This is a genomic window from Streptomyces sp. NPDC001530 (assembly GCF_042894545.1).
In the GTDB taxonomy this organism is placed as follows: domain Bacteria; phylum Actinomycetota; class Actinomycetes; order Streptomycetales; family Streptomycetaceae; genus Streptomyces.
Genome location: NZ_JBIAVS010000021.1, coordinates 161,587 through 176,329, shown reverse-complemented (window position 1 = coordinate 176,329; position 14,743 = coordinate 161,587). Strand labels below are relative to the sequence as shown.

At 71.6% G+C, this 14,743-nt stretch carries 11 protein-coding genes; 8 read left to right on the top strand and 3 right to left on the bottom strand.

The genetic code is table 11. The annotated features are described in order from the left end of the window. Positions 1-254 precede the first annotated feature (254 nt). Complete coding sequence (locus ACFY0T_RS37110) at positions 255-3,272, top strand: SpoIIE family protein phosphatase (RefSeq protein WP_388881064.1); 3,018 nt, start codon at positions 255-257, stop codon at positions 3,270-3,272. A gap of 11 nt (positions 3,273-3,283) precedes the next feature. Here ACFY0T_RS37110 and ACFY0T_RS37105 read toward each other — a convergent pair whose 3' ends face one another. Next, positions 3,284-4,189, bottom strand: a complete 906-nt coding sequence (locus ACFY0T_RS37105; RefSeq protein WP_388881061.1) for a hypothetical protein — start codon at positions 4,187-4,189, stop codon at positions 3,284-3,286. A 288-nt stretch (positions 4,190-4,477) separates the two neighbouring features. Here ACFY0T_RS37105 and lon point away from each other — a divergent pair, with 288 nt between their 5' ends. Then, positions 4,478-6,904: an endopeptidase La gene (lon, locus tag ACFY0T_RS37100; protein WP_388881058.1), complete on the top strand. Its 2,427-nt coding sequence runs from the start codon at positions 4,478-4,480 to the stop codon at positions 6,902-6,904. Positions 6,905-7,092: 188 nt separating this feature from the next. Next, the gene (locus ACFY0T_RS37095) at positions 7,093-7,236 is read left to right on the top strand and encodes a hypothetical protein (protein WP_388881055.1); all 144 of its coding nucleotides are present in this window, start codon (positions 7,093-7,095) and stop codon (positions 7,234-7,236) included. 60 nt (positions 7,237-7,296) lie between these two features. On the opposite strand, the gene ACFY0T_RS37090 is transcribed toward ACFY0T_RS37095, so the two are convergent. Further along, on the bottom strand, positions 7,297-8,169 hold the full coding sequence (locus ACFY0T_RS37090; protein WP_388881052.1) for a lysozyme: 873 nt from the start codon (positions 8,167-8,169) through the stop codon (positions 7,297-7,299). Positions 8,170-8,461: 292 nt separating this feature from the next. Between ACFY0T_RS37090 and ACFY0T_RS37085 the strand changes: the two genes are divergently transcribed. Further along, positions 8,462-8,959: a MarR family winged helix-turn-helix transcriptional regulator gene (locus tag ACFY0T_RS37085; RefSeq protein WP_388881049.1), complete on the top strand. Its 498-nt coding sequence runs from the start codon at positions 8,462-8,464 to the stop codon at positions 8,957-8,959. Positions 8,960-9,089: 130 nt separating this feature from the next. Here the strand turns inward: ACFY0T_RS37085 and ACFY0T_RS37080 are convergent, their stop codons facing one another. Beyond that, on the bottom strand, positions 9,090-9,878 hold the full coding sequence (locus tag ACFY0T_RS37080; protein WP_388881047.1) for a protein phosphatase 2C domain-containing protein: 789 nt from the start codon (positions 9,876-9,878) through the stop codon (positions 9,090-9,092). A gap of 357 nt (positions 9,879-10,235) precedes the next feature. Here ACFY0T_RS37080 and ACFY0T_RS37075 point away from each other — a divergent pair, with 357 nt between their 5' ends. Genes ACFY0T_RS37075 through ACFY0T_RS37060 form a run of 4 tightly spaced genes read left to right on the top strand, consistent with a single transcriptional unit; the run spans position 10,236 to position 14,722 of the window. Further along, entirely contained in the window at positions 10,236-13,193 is a 2,958-nt protein-coding gene (locus tag ACFY0T_RS37075) for a nitrate- and nitrite sensing domain-containing protein (protein ID WP_388881044.1), read from the top strand. Further along, positions 13,190-13,693, top strand: a complete 504-nt coding sequence (locus ACFY0T_RS37070) for a roadblock/LC7 domain-containing protein (protein WP_388881041.1) — start codon at positions 13,190-13,192, stop codon at positions 13,691-13,693. The genes ACFY0T_RS37075 and ACFY0T_RS37070 overlap by 4 nt, the downstream gene beginning before the upstream one ends. Next, positions 13,690-14,103 carry a DUF742 domain-containing protein gene (locus ACFY0T_RS37065; protein WP_388881038.1) on the top strand — a complete coding sequence of 138 codons (414 nt, stop codon included), beginning with the start codon at positions 13,690-13,692 and terminating at the stop codon, positions 14,101-14,103. The genes ACFY0T_RS37070 and ACFY0T_RS37065 overlap by 4 nt, the downstream gene beginning before the upstream one ends. Next, the gene (locus ACFY0T_RS37060; protein WP_388881035.1) at positions 14,084-14,722 is read left to right on the top strand and encodes an ATP/GTP-binding protein; all 639 of its coding nucleotides are present in this window, start codon (positions 14,084-14,086) and stop codon (positions 14,720-14,722) included. Before ACFY0T_RS37065 ends, ACFY0T_RS37060 begins: the two co-directional genes overlap by 20 nt. The last annotated feature ends 21 nt before the right edge of the window (positions 14,723-14,743 follow it).

The following is a 14,743-nucleotide window of genomic DNA, read 5'->3' as shown; positions in this document are numbered from 1 at the left end:
GAATGAGCTTGCAGTGTGCGGGCGTTGCCTGTGAATGCCGTCGCGGTGGTGTCGCGGTGCCCTTGCGAAGCTGTGGCGTTCGCGGGGGAGAGGGCTCCGGGCGAGGTGCGGCGGAAGAGTACGGACCGTAGTTTTTGTGAATTGCGTCACCATGTGTCGCGGAGTGTTAGCGTGAAATTCCTGAAGGAATTCCCAGCCGACAAGCCGGACGTCGGTGAGCGACGGGAACGCCTTCGGGGAAGGAAGTGGTCCAGATGCCCGTCGCATCGGACGACATCGGCGGGCTTGTCGGTGCCTACGAGCGCTTTCTCGCTGGAGCCCGTGTCGGGCCGGAGGTCAGGGACTCGATTCTCGACTCGTGGAAGCGCTGCCGGTCCGCGGGCCTTGCGCCGAACCGGCTCCTGGTCCCCTACGCCGAGGACCTGGGCCTGGAGGACCGGTTCCTCAAGGCCGCCAACCCGGTGCTCGACCGCCTGACGTCGGCGCTCTCCGACGCGAACGTGACCGTCGTGCTCGCCGACGCCAAGGCCCGGGTGATCCAGCGGGGCGGCGCGGACCCGGCGCTGAACGCGCGTCTCGACGCGGTGCAGTTCGCCCCCGGATTCGGCTTCGCCGAACAGATCGCGGGCACCAACGGCATCGGCACCGCGCTGGCCGAGCGGCGTCCCTGCCTGGTCTTCGGCCGCGAACACTTCGCCGACTGCATGCAGCCCTTCGCCTGTGCCGGCGCGCCCGTGCGGGATCCCTTCAGCGGGCGCATCGAGGGCATCGTCGACCTCACCTGCCTGCGCCGCGACGCCGACCCCGCCATGCTGAACCTGGTCCGTGAGGCCGTCGGGGAGATCGAGACGCGGCTCCTGGAACAGGGCACGCAGCGGGAGCGGGCACTGCTCGCCGCCTACCGGCGGGCCCACCGCGCGAACCTGTCCGAGGAACGGCAGCCGCAGGCCGGTTCCCGCGACGGGGGAAACGGCCATCGCATCGACCGTGTCGACAGGGCCGTCCTGCGGGAGAAGGCCGAAGAACTCATCGCCTCACCGCACCGGAGGCTCGACCAGGTGACGCTGTCCGGAGGCCGCGTGGCCACGCTGCTGCGTCGTCGGGTCATCGGCGCGACGGGGGAGGTGGGCGTGGTCGTCGAGGCCCGCATCCTCGGCAGCCCGCGACTGCGACACATCGTGCAGCCCACGCCGACGTCGACGCCGACGGTCACGCCGACGACGACGGCCACGCAGACCACGCAGGTCACGCCGGACACACTGCCGGAACCCGCCGCGATCGCCACGGCGGCTGCGGCCTCCGCGGCGGCCGCTGTGCCCCTGGCCGGTGTGCCCACCGCGCCCGTCAAGGGCGCCACAGCCGAGGCGGCCACTGCCGTCCTGCCCGCCGCCGGTACGACCACCGTGGAGGCCGTCGCGGCTCCAATGCCGTCCAAGGACGGGACCGAGGCGGGAGCCGAGACCGAGGCCGAGACCGAGGCCGAGACCGAGACTGAGATCGAGACCGAGGCCGAGGCCGAGCGAGCCGGCGCCGACGGCTGGCTGCTCGTCGGCGAGCCCGGCGTCGGGCAGCTCGCCGTCCTGGCCCGTCGGCGGCTGGAGCTGCTGCACGACGCCGGCCTCAGCATCGGCACCACTCTGGACGTGACCCGCACGGCCGAGGAACTCGCGGAGGTCTCCGTTCCCCGGTTCGCCGACTTCGTCGCCGTGGATCTGCCGGACTGGGTCCTGCGCGGCGACGAGCCGGGGTCGGCCGGCGCCGGGACCGCCCTGCGCAGGGTCGCGCTCGGTGCTGTCCGTGAGGGACCGTACTGGTACGGAGTCGGGCACCCCGTCCGGTACATCCCGGCCACACCGCAGGCCCGCTGCCTGGAGAGCGGGCGGCCCGTGCTCGAGCCGGTGCTCGCCGAGGCCGGTGGCTGGATCGCCCAGGATCCGGCGGGCGCCGAGGGGGCCCTCGCGGCGGGGATCCACTCGCTGATCGCGGTGCCGCTGCGGGCCCGCGGGGTGACCCTCGGCGTGGTGAGCTTCTACCGCTCCGAGAAGCTGGCCCCGTTCGAGGACGACGACGTCTCCCTGACCCAGGAACTGGCAGGGCGTGCGGCGGTCTGCGTCGACAACGCCCGCCTGTTCACGCGCGAGCACAACACCGCCCTCGCCCTGCAGCGCAGCCTGCTGCCCCGCGGTCGGCCCGAGCAGAACGCCGTCGACGTCGCGTACCGCTATCTGCCCGCGCACGCGGGGGTGGGCGGCGACTGGTTCGACGTCATCCCCCTGTCGGGCGCCCGGGTGGCGCTGGTGGTCGGCGACGTGGTCGGCCACGGTCTGCACGCCGCCGCCACGATGGGCCGGCTGCGTACCGCCGTGCACAACTTCTGCTCCCTCGACCTGCCCCCCGAAGACCTCCTCACCCACCTCGACGACCTGGTCGGGCGGCTCTACCGGGGCGAGGGCTGGGCGGAGGACGACAACGCCGACCTCGACGCCGGGGCCGTCGGCGCCACCTGTCTGTACGCCGTCTACGACCCGGTGTCCAGGCGCTGCACCCTCACCCGTGCAGGGCACCCGCAGCCCGCGATCGTCCGCCCCGACGGCACCGCGGAGTTCGTCGATCTGCCCTTGGGACCGCCGCTCGGTGTCGGCGGCATGCCGTTCGAGACCGTCGAGACGGAGCTCCCGGAAGGCAGCCAGCTGGTGCTCTACACCGACGGTCTGATCGAGGACCGGCTCAGCGACATCGACGACGGGTTCGAACGGCTCCGCGGCGTCCTTGCCTCGGCCGGCCGACCGCCTGAGGAGACGTGCGAGGCGGTGCTCGACGCCCTGCTCCCGGACTGCCCGAGGGACGACGTCGCCCTGCTCGTCGCCCGTACGCGCGCCCTCGGCCCGGAGCGGGTCGCGCAGTGGGAGCTGCCCAGCGACCCGGCGGTCGTCACACGCGCCCGCGCCGCGGTCACCCGGCAACTGTCCGCATGGGACTTGGACGAGCTGGCCTTCACCACCGAGTTGGTCGCCAGCGAACTGGTCACCAACGCCATCCGGCACGCGACCGGGCCCGTCCAGCTGCGGCTGCTCCGTGACCGGGCGCTGATCTGCGAGGTGTCCGACGGCAGCAGCACCTCGCCCCGGCTGCGCCGAGCCAGGACCGAGGACGAGGGCGGACGCGGGCTCTTCCTCGTCGCCCAGCTGACAGACCGCTGGGGCACCCGCTACACCAGCACCGGAAAGATCATCTGGACCGAACAGCCGCTGCCTCGAACTGATCCGGCCTGACCTGCCCTACCTCAACCCCTGTTCGATGAGCTGGAGTTGAGACGGGTGCAGGGCACGGGGCGGCCCGTGCTCGCGTCGAGGAGCATGCGGTCGCCGACCGGCCGGTCCAGCTTCACCGTCACGTTCTCGAAGCGCAGGTCCGAGGTGCACGGCCCGTCGGAGCCGCCGCGGATCGAGGCGGAGAAGACCACGCTCCCGCCGGTCTCCAGCGCGTCGACGGCGGGGCCGTCGTCGCACGATCCGTGCTCGGCCCGCACGGTGACGCTCCGGCCGTCCGCCGCCACCGTGGCCGGCCCCGCGAGCGGCCACAGCCCGTCCTCGCCCGCCGGTACGGACGTGACCGGCGACCGGGGCGCCTTCGAGGGGACGACCGCGACGCGCTTGAGCGGGGTGTCGTACCCCTTGACGGTGAAATGCCAGGCGGGAACCGTTGCCGGACCCCGGCTGGTCAACAGGGTCATGGTGCTGAGCCGGGCCCCCGTCACGGTGAGGGAGGGGCCGGGGTTCGCGCCCCGGGCGAGCGTCTCGTACGCCGCCCGCGCCGAGGTGACCGGGAGGGCGAGCGAGTCACCGCCCCGCCACCGGACCTCTCCGCCCTTCTTCGGCGCGTCGGGAAGAGATCCGCGCAGCTCGAAGTTCTGGGTCAGGTACGCGTGCTTGTCGTCCTCGTCGTGAAACGCCCCCTCGGGCAACTGAACCGTGTCGCCCAGGGGGTGGAACCCCTTCTGCCACACCCGCGCCGCCTCCGATCCCTCCCAGGCCTCGGCGACCTGACGAGCGCGCTTAGGGTCGGCGGAATGGCCTCGGTCGCGGACCTCGCCGCCCCCTCCGGACGCCGATTCGCTGCCGCATCCGGTGACTCCGGCGACTCCCACGGCGGACAGGCCGAGAATCGCGAGCAGTGTGACGGACCGCATGATGCCCCCCAAGGCAGTAACAGACGGTGGAGCGAGGCAGTAACAGACGGTGGGGTGAGCACCGACCGCCGCAGTGTGACGCCAACTGTGACGCCCGGGTGGGGCAAGACGTTCATCCCTCCCGGGGTCATCCCCGGGGTCCGCCCCCTCCTGCCCGGCGGACGCGGTAGCCGCCAAGTGACCGTCACGAGTCGATCGCTCAGAGCGAACGCCCCCCGGGGAACATCCAGAGGCTCACATGCATTGAGTCGGTGTAGCTCAACTTGCTTGCTTGTCGAGAGGAAGATCATGGCTGCCGACTCCAGGACGTCCACACCGCTCACTCTGCCCGTGCTGCCGCTCGACGACGAGGTCGTGCTGCCCGGAATGGTGGTGCCGCTGGACCTGAACGACACCGATGTGCGCGCGGCGGTGGAGGCCGCCCAGGCCGCCGCCCGTTCGACGCCGGGCAAGCCGCAGGTGCTGCTGGTGCCCCGCATCGACGGGACGTACGCGGGCACGGGTGTGCTCGGCACCGTCGAGCAGGTCGGCCGCCTGGCCGACGGCGACCCGGGCGCGCTGATCCGCGGGCGTGGGCGTGTGAAGGTCGGCGCGGGGACGACCGGTCCCGGTGCCGCCCTGTGGGTGGAGGGCACCCGGGTCGACGAGACCCTGCCGGACCCGCTGCCCGGCCGGGTCGCCGACCTGGTCAAGGAGTACAAGGCCCTGGCCACCAGCTGGCTGCGCAAGCGTGGCGCCTGGCAGGTCGTGGACCGCGTGGCGCAGATCGATGACGTTTCCGCCCTTGCCGACAATTCCGGTTACTCCCCGTTCCTGTCCATCGAACAGAAGGTGGAGCTGCTGGAGACCGCCGACCCGGTGGCCCGCCTGAAGCTCGCCACCGAGCAGCTCCGCGAGCACCTCGCCGAGCAGGATGTCGCCGAGTCCATCGCCAAGGACGTACAGGAAGGCGTGGACAAGCAGCAGCGCGAGTTCCTGCTGCGACGCCAGCTCGAAGCCGTGCGCAAGGAGTTGCGCGAGCTCAACGGCGAGTCCTCGGACGCCGAGGAGTCCGACGACTACCGGGCCCGCGTCGAGGCCGCCGACCTCCCCGAGAAGGTCCGGGAGGCCGCCCTCAAGGAGGTCGACAAGCTGGAGCGGTCCAGCGACCAGTCGCCCGAGGGCAGCTGGATCCGCACCTGGCTCGACACCGTGCTCGAACTGCCGTGGAACGAGCGGACCGAGGACGAGTACGACATCCAGGGCGCCAAGGCGATCCTCGACGCCGAGCACGCGGGCCTGGAGGACGTGAAGGAGCGGATCACCGAGTACCTCGCGGTGCGCAAGCGGCGCTCCGAGCGCGGGCTCGGCGTGGTCGGCGGGCGGCGCGGCGGTGCCGTGCTCGCGCTGGTCGGCCCGCCCGGTGTCGGCAAGACCTCGCTCGGCGAGTCCGTCGCGCACGCCATGGGCCGCAAGTTCGTGCGCGTCGCCCTCGGTGGCGTACGGGACGAGGCAGAGATCCGCGGCCACCGGCGTACGTACGTCGGCGCGCTGCCCGGCCGTATCGTCCGCGCCATCAAGGAGGCCGGGTCCATGAACCCGGTGGTCCTGCTCGACGAGATCGACAAGGTGGGCTCCGACTTCCGCGGTGACCCGGCCGCGGCGCTGCTCGAAGTCCTCGACCCGGCGCAGAACCACACCTTCCGGGACCACTACCTGGAGGTCGAGCTCGACCTGAGCGACGTCGTGTTCCTCGCGACGGCGAACGTCCTGGAGGCCATCCCGGAGGCCCTGCTCGACCGTATGGAGCTGGTCCGCCTCGACGGCTACACCGAGGACGAGAAGGTCGTCATCGCCCGGGACCACCTGCTGCCGCGCCAGCTGGAGCGGGCCGGTCTGCAGACGGACGAGGTCACGCTGGACGAGAGCGCGCTGCGCAAGCTCGCCGGCGAGTACACGCGGGAAGCCGGCGTACGCAACCTGGAACGGGCCGTCGCGCGGCTGCTGCGCAAGGTCGCGGCCCAGCATGAACTGGGCGAGCGTGAGCTGCCGTTCACGGTGACCGACGCCGATCTGCGATGGCTCATCGGCCGGCCGCACCACGTGCCCGAGTCCGCCCAGGACCCGGCCGAGCGCCGTACGGCGGTGCCCGGTGTGGCCACCGGTCTGGCCGTCACGGGCGCGGGCGGCGACGTGCTCTACGTGGAGGCGTCGCTGGCCGACCCGGAGACGGGCGCGGCGGGTCTGACCCTGACGGGTCAGCTGGGCGATGTGATGAAGGAGTCGGCGCAGATCGCGCTGAGCTTCCTCAGGTCGCACGGTGCGGAGCTCGAACTGCCGGTCGGCGACCTGAAGGACCGGGGCGTGCACATCCACTTCCCTGCGGGTGCGGTCCCGAAGGACGGTCCGAGCGCGGGCGTCACGATGACGACGGCGCTGGCCTCGCTCCTGTCCGGCCGTCTGGTCCGTACGGACGTGGCGATGACCGGCGAGGTGTCCCTGACCGGGCGCGTCCTGCCCATCGGCGGGGTCAAGCAGAAGCTGCTGGCCGCGCACCGGGCCGGGGTCACGACCGTGATCATCCCGAAGCGCAACGAGCCCGACCTGGACGACGTCCCGGCCGAGGTCCTGGAGAAGCTCGACGTCCACGCCGTCACGGACGTCCGCCAGGTCCTGGAGCTGGCGCTCGCCCCGGCGACGAACGGAGCGAGCCCGAAGATGCCGGTGGCGGCGTGAGGGACGCTCACCGGTAACGGGCGGCCCCCGCAACGGAGTTGAGGCTCCGGGGCGGGGGCCGTCCCGTGTTTGGGGGGTGGGGCCGAACGGGGGGATCGAACTTGTCCTCGCACATCGGGAAACGAGGGACTGACGGGAGGGCAGGTCGGCACACTCCGGACCGGCGCTGGGGAGACCTGAACAAGGTCGTGACCCCGGAGGGCGACGCCCTGTGGCTCTGCGCGCAGCACGCCCGCCCGTATCTGCCCGCCCGGCAGCTGACGGCGCCGGGCGGCGCCCCGCCGCTGCCGGCTCCGCGCCCGGGAGACGCCACCCAGCCGACCGCTCCGTGATCCGACCTCTGTGGCACGCGATGTCGCGTGCCACAGAGGAAGGAGCTGGGCGGGCGGGCACTAACCGTTGGCCAGCGCCTGCACCCGGTCGAGCGCCCCGTTGAACTTGTCGTGGTCCCCGACCGTAGGTCCCGACGACGTGTACTGCCAGGCGGTGTAGTAGGACCAGCCGGCCGGCAGCGTGCCCACGTCGGAGGCGTACCGCGCGATCCACAGAGGATTGGCGGAGGCGAAGCCGCCGTAGTTGCCGGTGCACTGGGTCCACCAGCTGGTGGCCGTGTAGATCACCGCGTCGCGCCCGGTGCGCGCCTTGTACTGGGTGAGGAAGCTACTGATCCAGCTGACCATGCCGCTCTGCGTCTTGCCGTAGCAGGCGGCCCCGTACGGGTTCCACTCGATGTCGAGCGCGCCGGGCAGCGTCTTGCCGTCCTTCGACCAGCCGCCGCCGTGGTCGACGAAGTAGTTCGCCTGGGTGGCGCCGGACGTCGTGTCGGGGGTGGCGAAGTGGTACGCGCCGCGGATCATGCCGACGTTGTACGAGCCGTTGTACTGCTGGGCGAAGTACGGGTTCGTGTAGTACGTGCCCTCGGTCGCCTTGGTGTACGCCCACTTGACCCCGCTGCTCCACAGGGTCGACCAGGCGACGTTGCCCTGGTGGCCGGAGACGTCCACGCCTTCCGTCTGCGTGGCGTCACCGCTGCTCGGCGTACCGTCCTGCCCGTCGTGCGCGACGACACCCATGCCCATGGAGGCGGAGCCCCGGGCGGGAGTGGCGGGGGTACCTCCCTGCTCGAGCGAAGCCGAGAGCTTGGGGGAGGCGGAGGAGGGGAGGGCGAACAGCAGGGAGAAGGCGGTGAGCAGGATTCCCACTGCGAGCGGGCGCAGGCGGTGGGCCGTTGCGAGTCCGTGGGGTCTGTGTCTGTGCACGGGCATGTCGTGCCTCCGAAGAGATCGGTGGTGCACGGTGGTGCTCGGTGGGGGGAATGCTGGGGAGCGCTGATGGCACGCGCACGGTCAGGTGGGGGGCAAGTCCTCGTCGACTTGTGGAATGGCGTGGGCATGCCAGTAATTGCCTGGTAAAGAAGCTACGCACGGAGAAGACGGCGTGGGAAGGGGGCCCGGAGGCTGCCGTTGGTCTACGCCTGCGAAATACTGGCGGAGCTGCGGCAATGGCGGATTTCGGCGGAAACTTTCAGGATCGGGAAACCGGGTCAGGGGTGCTGACGTGCACGACAACGGAAACGGCGGCGGGCAGCGTGTCGAATCCGCGGCGTCGGGAAGTGGTGTGGACCAGGAATTCCCCGCGCTGGAACGTGAGTTGACCGTGTTCCTGCGGCGCGCCCGCGCCTCCTCCGGGGAGATGGCCCGCGAGGTCCATCCCGACCTGGAGTCCTCCGCGTACGGACTCCTGGTGCGGCTGGACGAGTGCGGCCGTCAGCGTGCCACGGAACTCGCCGCCTACATCGGCGTCGGCAAGGCCACCATGTCCCGCCAGCTGCGCGCCCTCGAAGACCTCGGCCTGGTCGCCCGCGAGCCCGACCCCGCCGACGGCCGCGCCTGGCTCGTCCACCTCACGGAGGAGGGCCGGGTCCGCTTCCGCAAGGTCCGCGAGGCCCGACGCGCCCGTTACGTCCGACAGCTCGCGGGCTGGGATCCCCGCGAGGTCGCGGAACTGGCTCGGCTGCTGCACCAGCTGAACGTCGGGATGGAACAGCAGCGGTAGCCGCCGGGCCGGCTCACTCTTCGCGGGTCCCGGGCCGGCTCACTCACTCTTCGCGGGTCCCGGGCCGGCTCACTCTCCGCCGGTCCCGGTCCGGCTTGCGCTTCCCGGGTCCCGGGCCGGGCTCACCGGCTCACAGCTCCACGTACACCACCGTCGCATCGTCATGCGTCTTGCTCCGTCGCAGATGCACCCGCTCCTGCGCGTCCGCGGCCTCCAGCGCCCGTACGCGGTCGACGAGCGCCTGTGCGCCCTCCTTCCGTACGAGGGTGAACAGGGCGGTCCAGTCGCCCTCGTGGAACTTCTCCACCCAGCGGGTGGCGCCGTCCGTGAGGGCGGTCAGGGTGCGGACGGACGTACGCGGCAGCGTGCCCGTCACCGCGCGGGAGGCCACCGAGGGGTCCGCCGCGGCCGTGAAGAAGCCGCCCTCCTTGTTGCGGACGGTCGTGTCGGCGACGGCGTCCGTGGCGAGGGAGGTGCGGGGGAGGCGGGAGAGGCGGTCGTCCAGCAGCGCCGTCACCTCGCCGATGGGGGACTCCACCAGCAGGGCCGAGTCCGAGAGGACCAGGTACTCGACCTCGGCGGCGGACCAGCGGGCGAGAACCACGGTTGCCTGGGGTGTGCGCGGGTGAGAAAGGTCACAGGTGTCGGCGTGGGCGTCGGCCACCCGGCGAATGGCCCGGGACAGGATCTCCGACAGGGTCAAATCCCTGAGCGAAACGGACAGTTCGGTCAGGGATCCGCCGAGGCGCGCGGAGAACCAGGCGACCGAATGCACACAGCCGTAGTCGCCCTGAGGGGGTGTCACGCCGTCCAGGACGACCAGTGAACCCCCCTGTCCTGAGGCCGGAAGTCCGACCGATGCGAAGTCCTCATTGGGGCGGTCCGGGTCGCCGGGCTCTGAGACGAGTTCGGTGCGCATCCAGCCAGTCTGCACGAGCCCTTCACAAGGTCCACGAAAGGCTGTCATCGGTCGCCGAACCGGTGCGGACGCGCAGCTCAACCGCCGGGTTTGGGATGGAATGATCGGCTCCGGTGAAGCGTGGCGGCGAATACTGCCAAAGCGCGTCGCCGACGTCCAACCGACCCGCCGGTCAAGGCCGTCGCACACGCCGGAGGAACTTGCCCGGCAACTCCCGTCCGGGGTTCACTCCTTCGGGTGGCGGGTCAGATGATGCGGGACCACTGCCCACCGGCACTGGGAGGGTCGGGAGCCGTACCGGGCGGACGCGCCAGTTGACGGAACGTCACCCGGGCCCATTGGGTACACGAGTCAGGAATGCGAGCACCGGTGCAGAAGACGCGGCCGAGGCGCACAGGCAAGCAGACGGCCTCTACTTCCACAGGGGGCGGCGCCACCGGCGACGCCGCCGACTCCGCGGGCAGGGGCCGCCCCGCCCACGTACGCAACCGGCTGATCGTCGCCGTGGCCGTCGTCGCGGCCGCCATCGCCGGCGCCGGAGCCCCCACGGTGATGGCCGCCTCGGGGCAACTCAACGACTCCCAGAACCTGGTGACGCTCGCGGAGCGCACCCAGCAGGCGCTGACCCTCGCGCACTCGCTGGCCGACGAGCGGGACGAAGTCACCTCGTACATCGCCGCGGGACGGCCGAAGGCCAAGGCCCCCTCCGAGCAGCGCGGCGCCCGCGTCGACCGGCAGGTCGAGGAGTTGCGGGCGGACGAGGACGCCCCCGCCCCGCTGCTGAAGGACCTCGACTCCATCGCCTCCCTGCGCAGAGCGGCGCTCACCGGAAAGAGCACCGCTCTCGAAGCGCATCAGGCGTACTCCGCCGCCATCACCGAACTGCACGCCCTCGCCGAGGACCTGGCCGACCAGCTGCCGCCCCGCGCGGGCTCCGGCGCACACGCCCTCGCCGAGCTGGACTCCGCCGTCCAGCAGTCCGCCGCCGCCCGCGGACTGCTCCTGGCCGCCCTCAACATCCCGCGCACCACCCAGACCACGATCGACCCGATCACCGGCCTGCCGGATACCACCAGCACCTCGTCGGCCGCCGACACCAAGCAGCGGGACGCGCTGAGCGCCGCCGCCCAGCAGGCCCGGCTCCGCTCGGACGCGGCCCTCGCCGACTTCCGCGAGGTCGCCCCCAAGGCCGCCAAGGCCTCGTACGACTCCACGGTCACCGGGCCCGACGTCACCTCCGCCGACTCCTACCTCGCGCGCCTGACCGACCAGCCGACGCTCTCCGGCGCCGAACTCGACACCAGCACCAAGAAGCTGGACGCGGCCCTGTCGGCCCGTATCGAGCTGATGCGCGGCGCCGAGGCCTCCCTCAACGACCACCGCACCAAGGACCTCGCACAGCTGCGTGACGAGGATGTCACCGCGCTGGAGATCCGGATCGCCCTCATCGGCACGCTGCTGCTCGTCGCGGTCGGCGTCTCGATGGCCATGGCCCGCAGCCTCACCCGCCCGCTGGCCGTGCTGCGGATCGGCTCGGCCAGGCTGGCCGCCGATCCGGGCGCCCAGGAACCGGTCAAGTTCACCGGCCGCAACGACGAGTTCGCCCAGGTCGTCCGCTCCGTCAACGCGCTGCACGCGCACGCCGCCGCGCTCCACGAGCGGCTCGCGACCCTGGAAGGCGACCGCAAGCACCTCATCGGGCAGCGCCAGCTCATGGCTGACGAGCGCGACAAGCTCCGCGGTGAACTCGCCGAGGCCGCCGCCCACTTGGAGCAGGTGCGCGGCACCATCCACGGCACGTTCGTCAACCTCGCGCTGCGCACCCTCGGCCTCGTCGAGCGCCAACTCGGCGTCATCGAAGGCCTGGAGGAGCGGGAACACGACCCGGACCGCCTCGCCACCCTCTTCAGGCTCGACCACTTCGCCACCGTCATGCGGCGCCACAGCGAGAACCTGCTCGTCCTCGCGGGTGCCGAGCACATCCAGCACCACGCGGGTCCCGTCCCGCTCGTCGACGTCGTACGGGCCGCGGTCAGTGAGATCGAGCGGTACGAGCGGGTCCGCATCGCCGCGCTGCCGCCGCACGCGCACCTCGCCGGGTTCGCCGCCGACGACATCAGTCACCTCGTGGCCGAACTGCTGGAGAACGCCACGTCGTTCTCGCCGCCGGACCTCTCCGTCGAGGTCTCCGGCTGGCTCCTGGAGAGCGGCGAGGTGATGCTCTCCGTGCAGGACGAGGGCATCGGCATGACCGCCGAGCGGATGAGCCAGCTCAACTCCCGCCTCGCGGACTTCGATCCGGAGGACGCGTACGACCTGGAGGGCGGCGAGGGCCTCGGGCTCGGCCTGTACGTGGTGGCCCGGCTCGCCCACCGGCACGGCGTGCGCGCGCAGCTGCGCGAGCAGAAGCAGGGTGGCGTCGCCGCCGTGGTCGTCCTCCCGAAGGCGCTGCTCGCCGCCGCGCCCGCGGACACCGTCCCCACGGCCACCCGGCACGTCGGCGGCGCACTCTCGGTGTCGCTGCCCGGCGCCGACGCCGAGGCCAACTCCAATGTCCTGCACGGCCGTTCGGCCCTGACGGCGGCGGAGCCCGCGGGCGCGGCGGACGAGGACCCGCTGATCGCGGCGGCGGAAGAGGCCGTACGGGAGGCTTCCGCGGGGGAAGAGTCCGTACGGGAGCCCTCCGCGCGGGGAGACGCCGTACGAGAGCCTTCCGCGGAGGCCGAGGCGGAGGCGCAGGCCGTACGCGACGACGCCCCGGAGCCTCTCGCGGAGGCGGCCGCTCCCGAACCCGAGCCCACGCTCGAGTCGGCGCCCGAACCGGAGCCGACCCCCGAGACCACGATGGAGCTTCTGGTCCCGGAACCCCGGGCGGAAGCCGCCGCTCCCGAACCCACTCCGGAAGTGGCCACTCCCGAGCCCACCCCGGAAGTGGTCCTCCCGGCCCAGACCACCACCGACCCGTACGCCATCGGCCCCGACACCCACGAGCGTGCCGCGGACGAGCGCGTCCCGGACCAGCGCGTCCCGGACCAGCGCGTTCCGGACGAGCCCCCGCGGCTCACCGACAAGGGCCTGCCCAAGCGGACGCCGAAGATCTCCGCGCCCGCGCCGGCCCCGAGGCCGCGCACGGGCGGTGTGGACGCCGATGCCCTGCGCCGCAGGCTCGGCGGCTTCCACCGGGGCGCGAAGGAAGGCCGCCGCGACGTGGAGGCGGAAATCGCCGAACAGACGGCGGAGGTGAACGCGCCACGGACGCTCAACGCACAGGACGTAGAAGCATCGGGGGGCACAGTCGAGGAGGCAAGCAGTTGACCGCGCCCAGTACCTTCGGCCTGAGCAGTGAAGCCCGTAACCTGCACTGGCTGCTGACGAATCTCGTCGAGGAGGTGCCGGGCCTCCTGTCGGTCGCGGTCGTCTCCTCCGACGGCCTGCTGCTGCTCTCCTCCGACCCCGGCAGGAACGCGGAGGCGAGGACGGCCGACACGGACCGGCCCACGGGCCCCAAGGGCTCCTCCGCCGACCTCGCCACCATCGTCTCCGGCATCGGCAGCCTCACCATCGGCGCCGCCAAGCTGATGGACGGCGGCGGCGTCAAGCAGACGATGGTCGCGATGGACGAGGGTAGCGTCTTCGTCATGTCGATCAGTGACGGCTCGCTGCTCGGCGTGCACGGTTCCCCGGACTGCGACATGAGCGTGGTGGCGTACCACATGGCGCTCTTCGTCGGTCGTGCCGGACACGTGCTGACCCCCGAACTCCGCATCGAGCTCCGAAAATCGCTGGAAGCAGAGTCGACGGGGAGTGCCCGATGAGCAGCGCGTCTGACAAGGCCCAGAAGCTCCCCGTCCGCGGCGGCGACCGCAAGCCCGCCCGCGTACGCCCCTACTCGCTCACCGGCGGCCGCACCCGCTTCGGCCACGTCCTCCTCGTGGAGACGTTCGTGGCGGCGCTCGAAGCCCCCGAGGAGCGCAAGGAGCTGACCAACGGTTCGCTCACGAACCGGGTGATGCCCGAGATGCGGGCCATCGTCGAACTCTGCCGCCGGATGCGCACGGTGGCCGAGATCGCCGCGCTGCTCAGGATGCCGCTCGGCGTGGTCCGGGTGCTCCTGAGCGACCTGGCGGACCAGGGAAGAATCCGTGTGTACGGAACAGGTCACGGCCCGGGACAGCCGGACCGCGCTCTGCTGGAAAGGGTGCTGAGTGGACTCCGTCGTCTCTGACGCCGCCCCGGGCGTCGTCCCCCTCCTCGACGAAGAGGAGAACCTGCAGGCCTGGCAGACGGACCGCACCCGTGCCCCGATAGCCACGAAGATCGTGGTGGCGGGCGGCTTCGGCGTCGGCAAGACCACGCTGGTCACCGCGGTTTCCGAGATCACGCCCCTCCAGACGGAGGCGCTGATGACCCAGGCCAGCGAGGACACCGACGACCTCACCGGCACGCCGGACAAGCTGACCACCACCGTGGCCATGGACTTCGGCCGCATCACGCTCGACGACGACCTGGTGCTCTACCTGTTCGGCACGCCGGGCCAGCAGCGGTTCTGGTTCATGTGGGACGACCTGGTGCGCGGCGCGATCGGCGCGGTGGTCCTCGCCGACACCCGCCGCCTGTCGGACTGCTTCCCGGCGCTCGACTACTTCGAGAGCTGCGGACTGCCTTACGTCGTCGCCGTCAACCACTTCGACGGCAGCGAGCGGTTCGAGCCCGAGGACGTGCGCGAGGCCCTCACCGTGCCCGCACACATACCTGTCATGATCATGGACGCCAGGCGCCGGATCTCGGTGGTCGAGACCCTGCTCGCACTGGTGGGGCACGCGCTCGACGTGAGCCCCGAATGAAACGTACGCAGAGTTAGGACG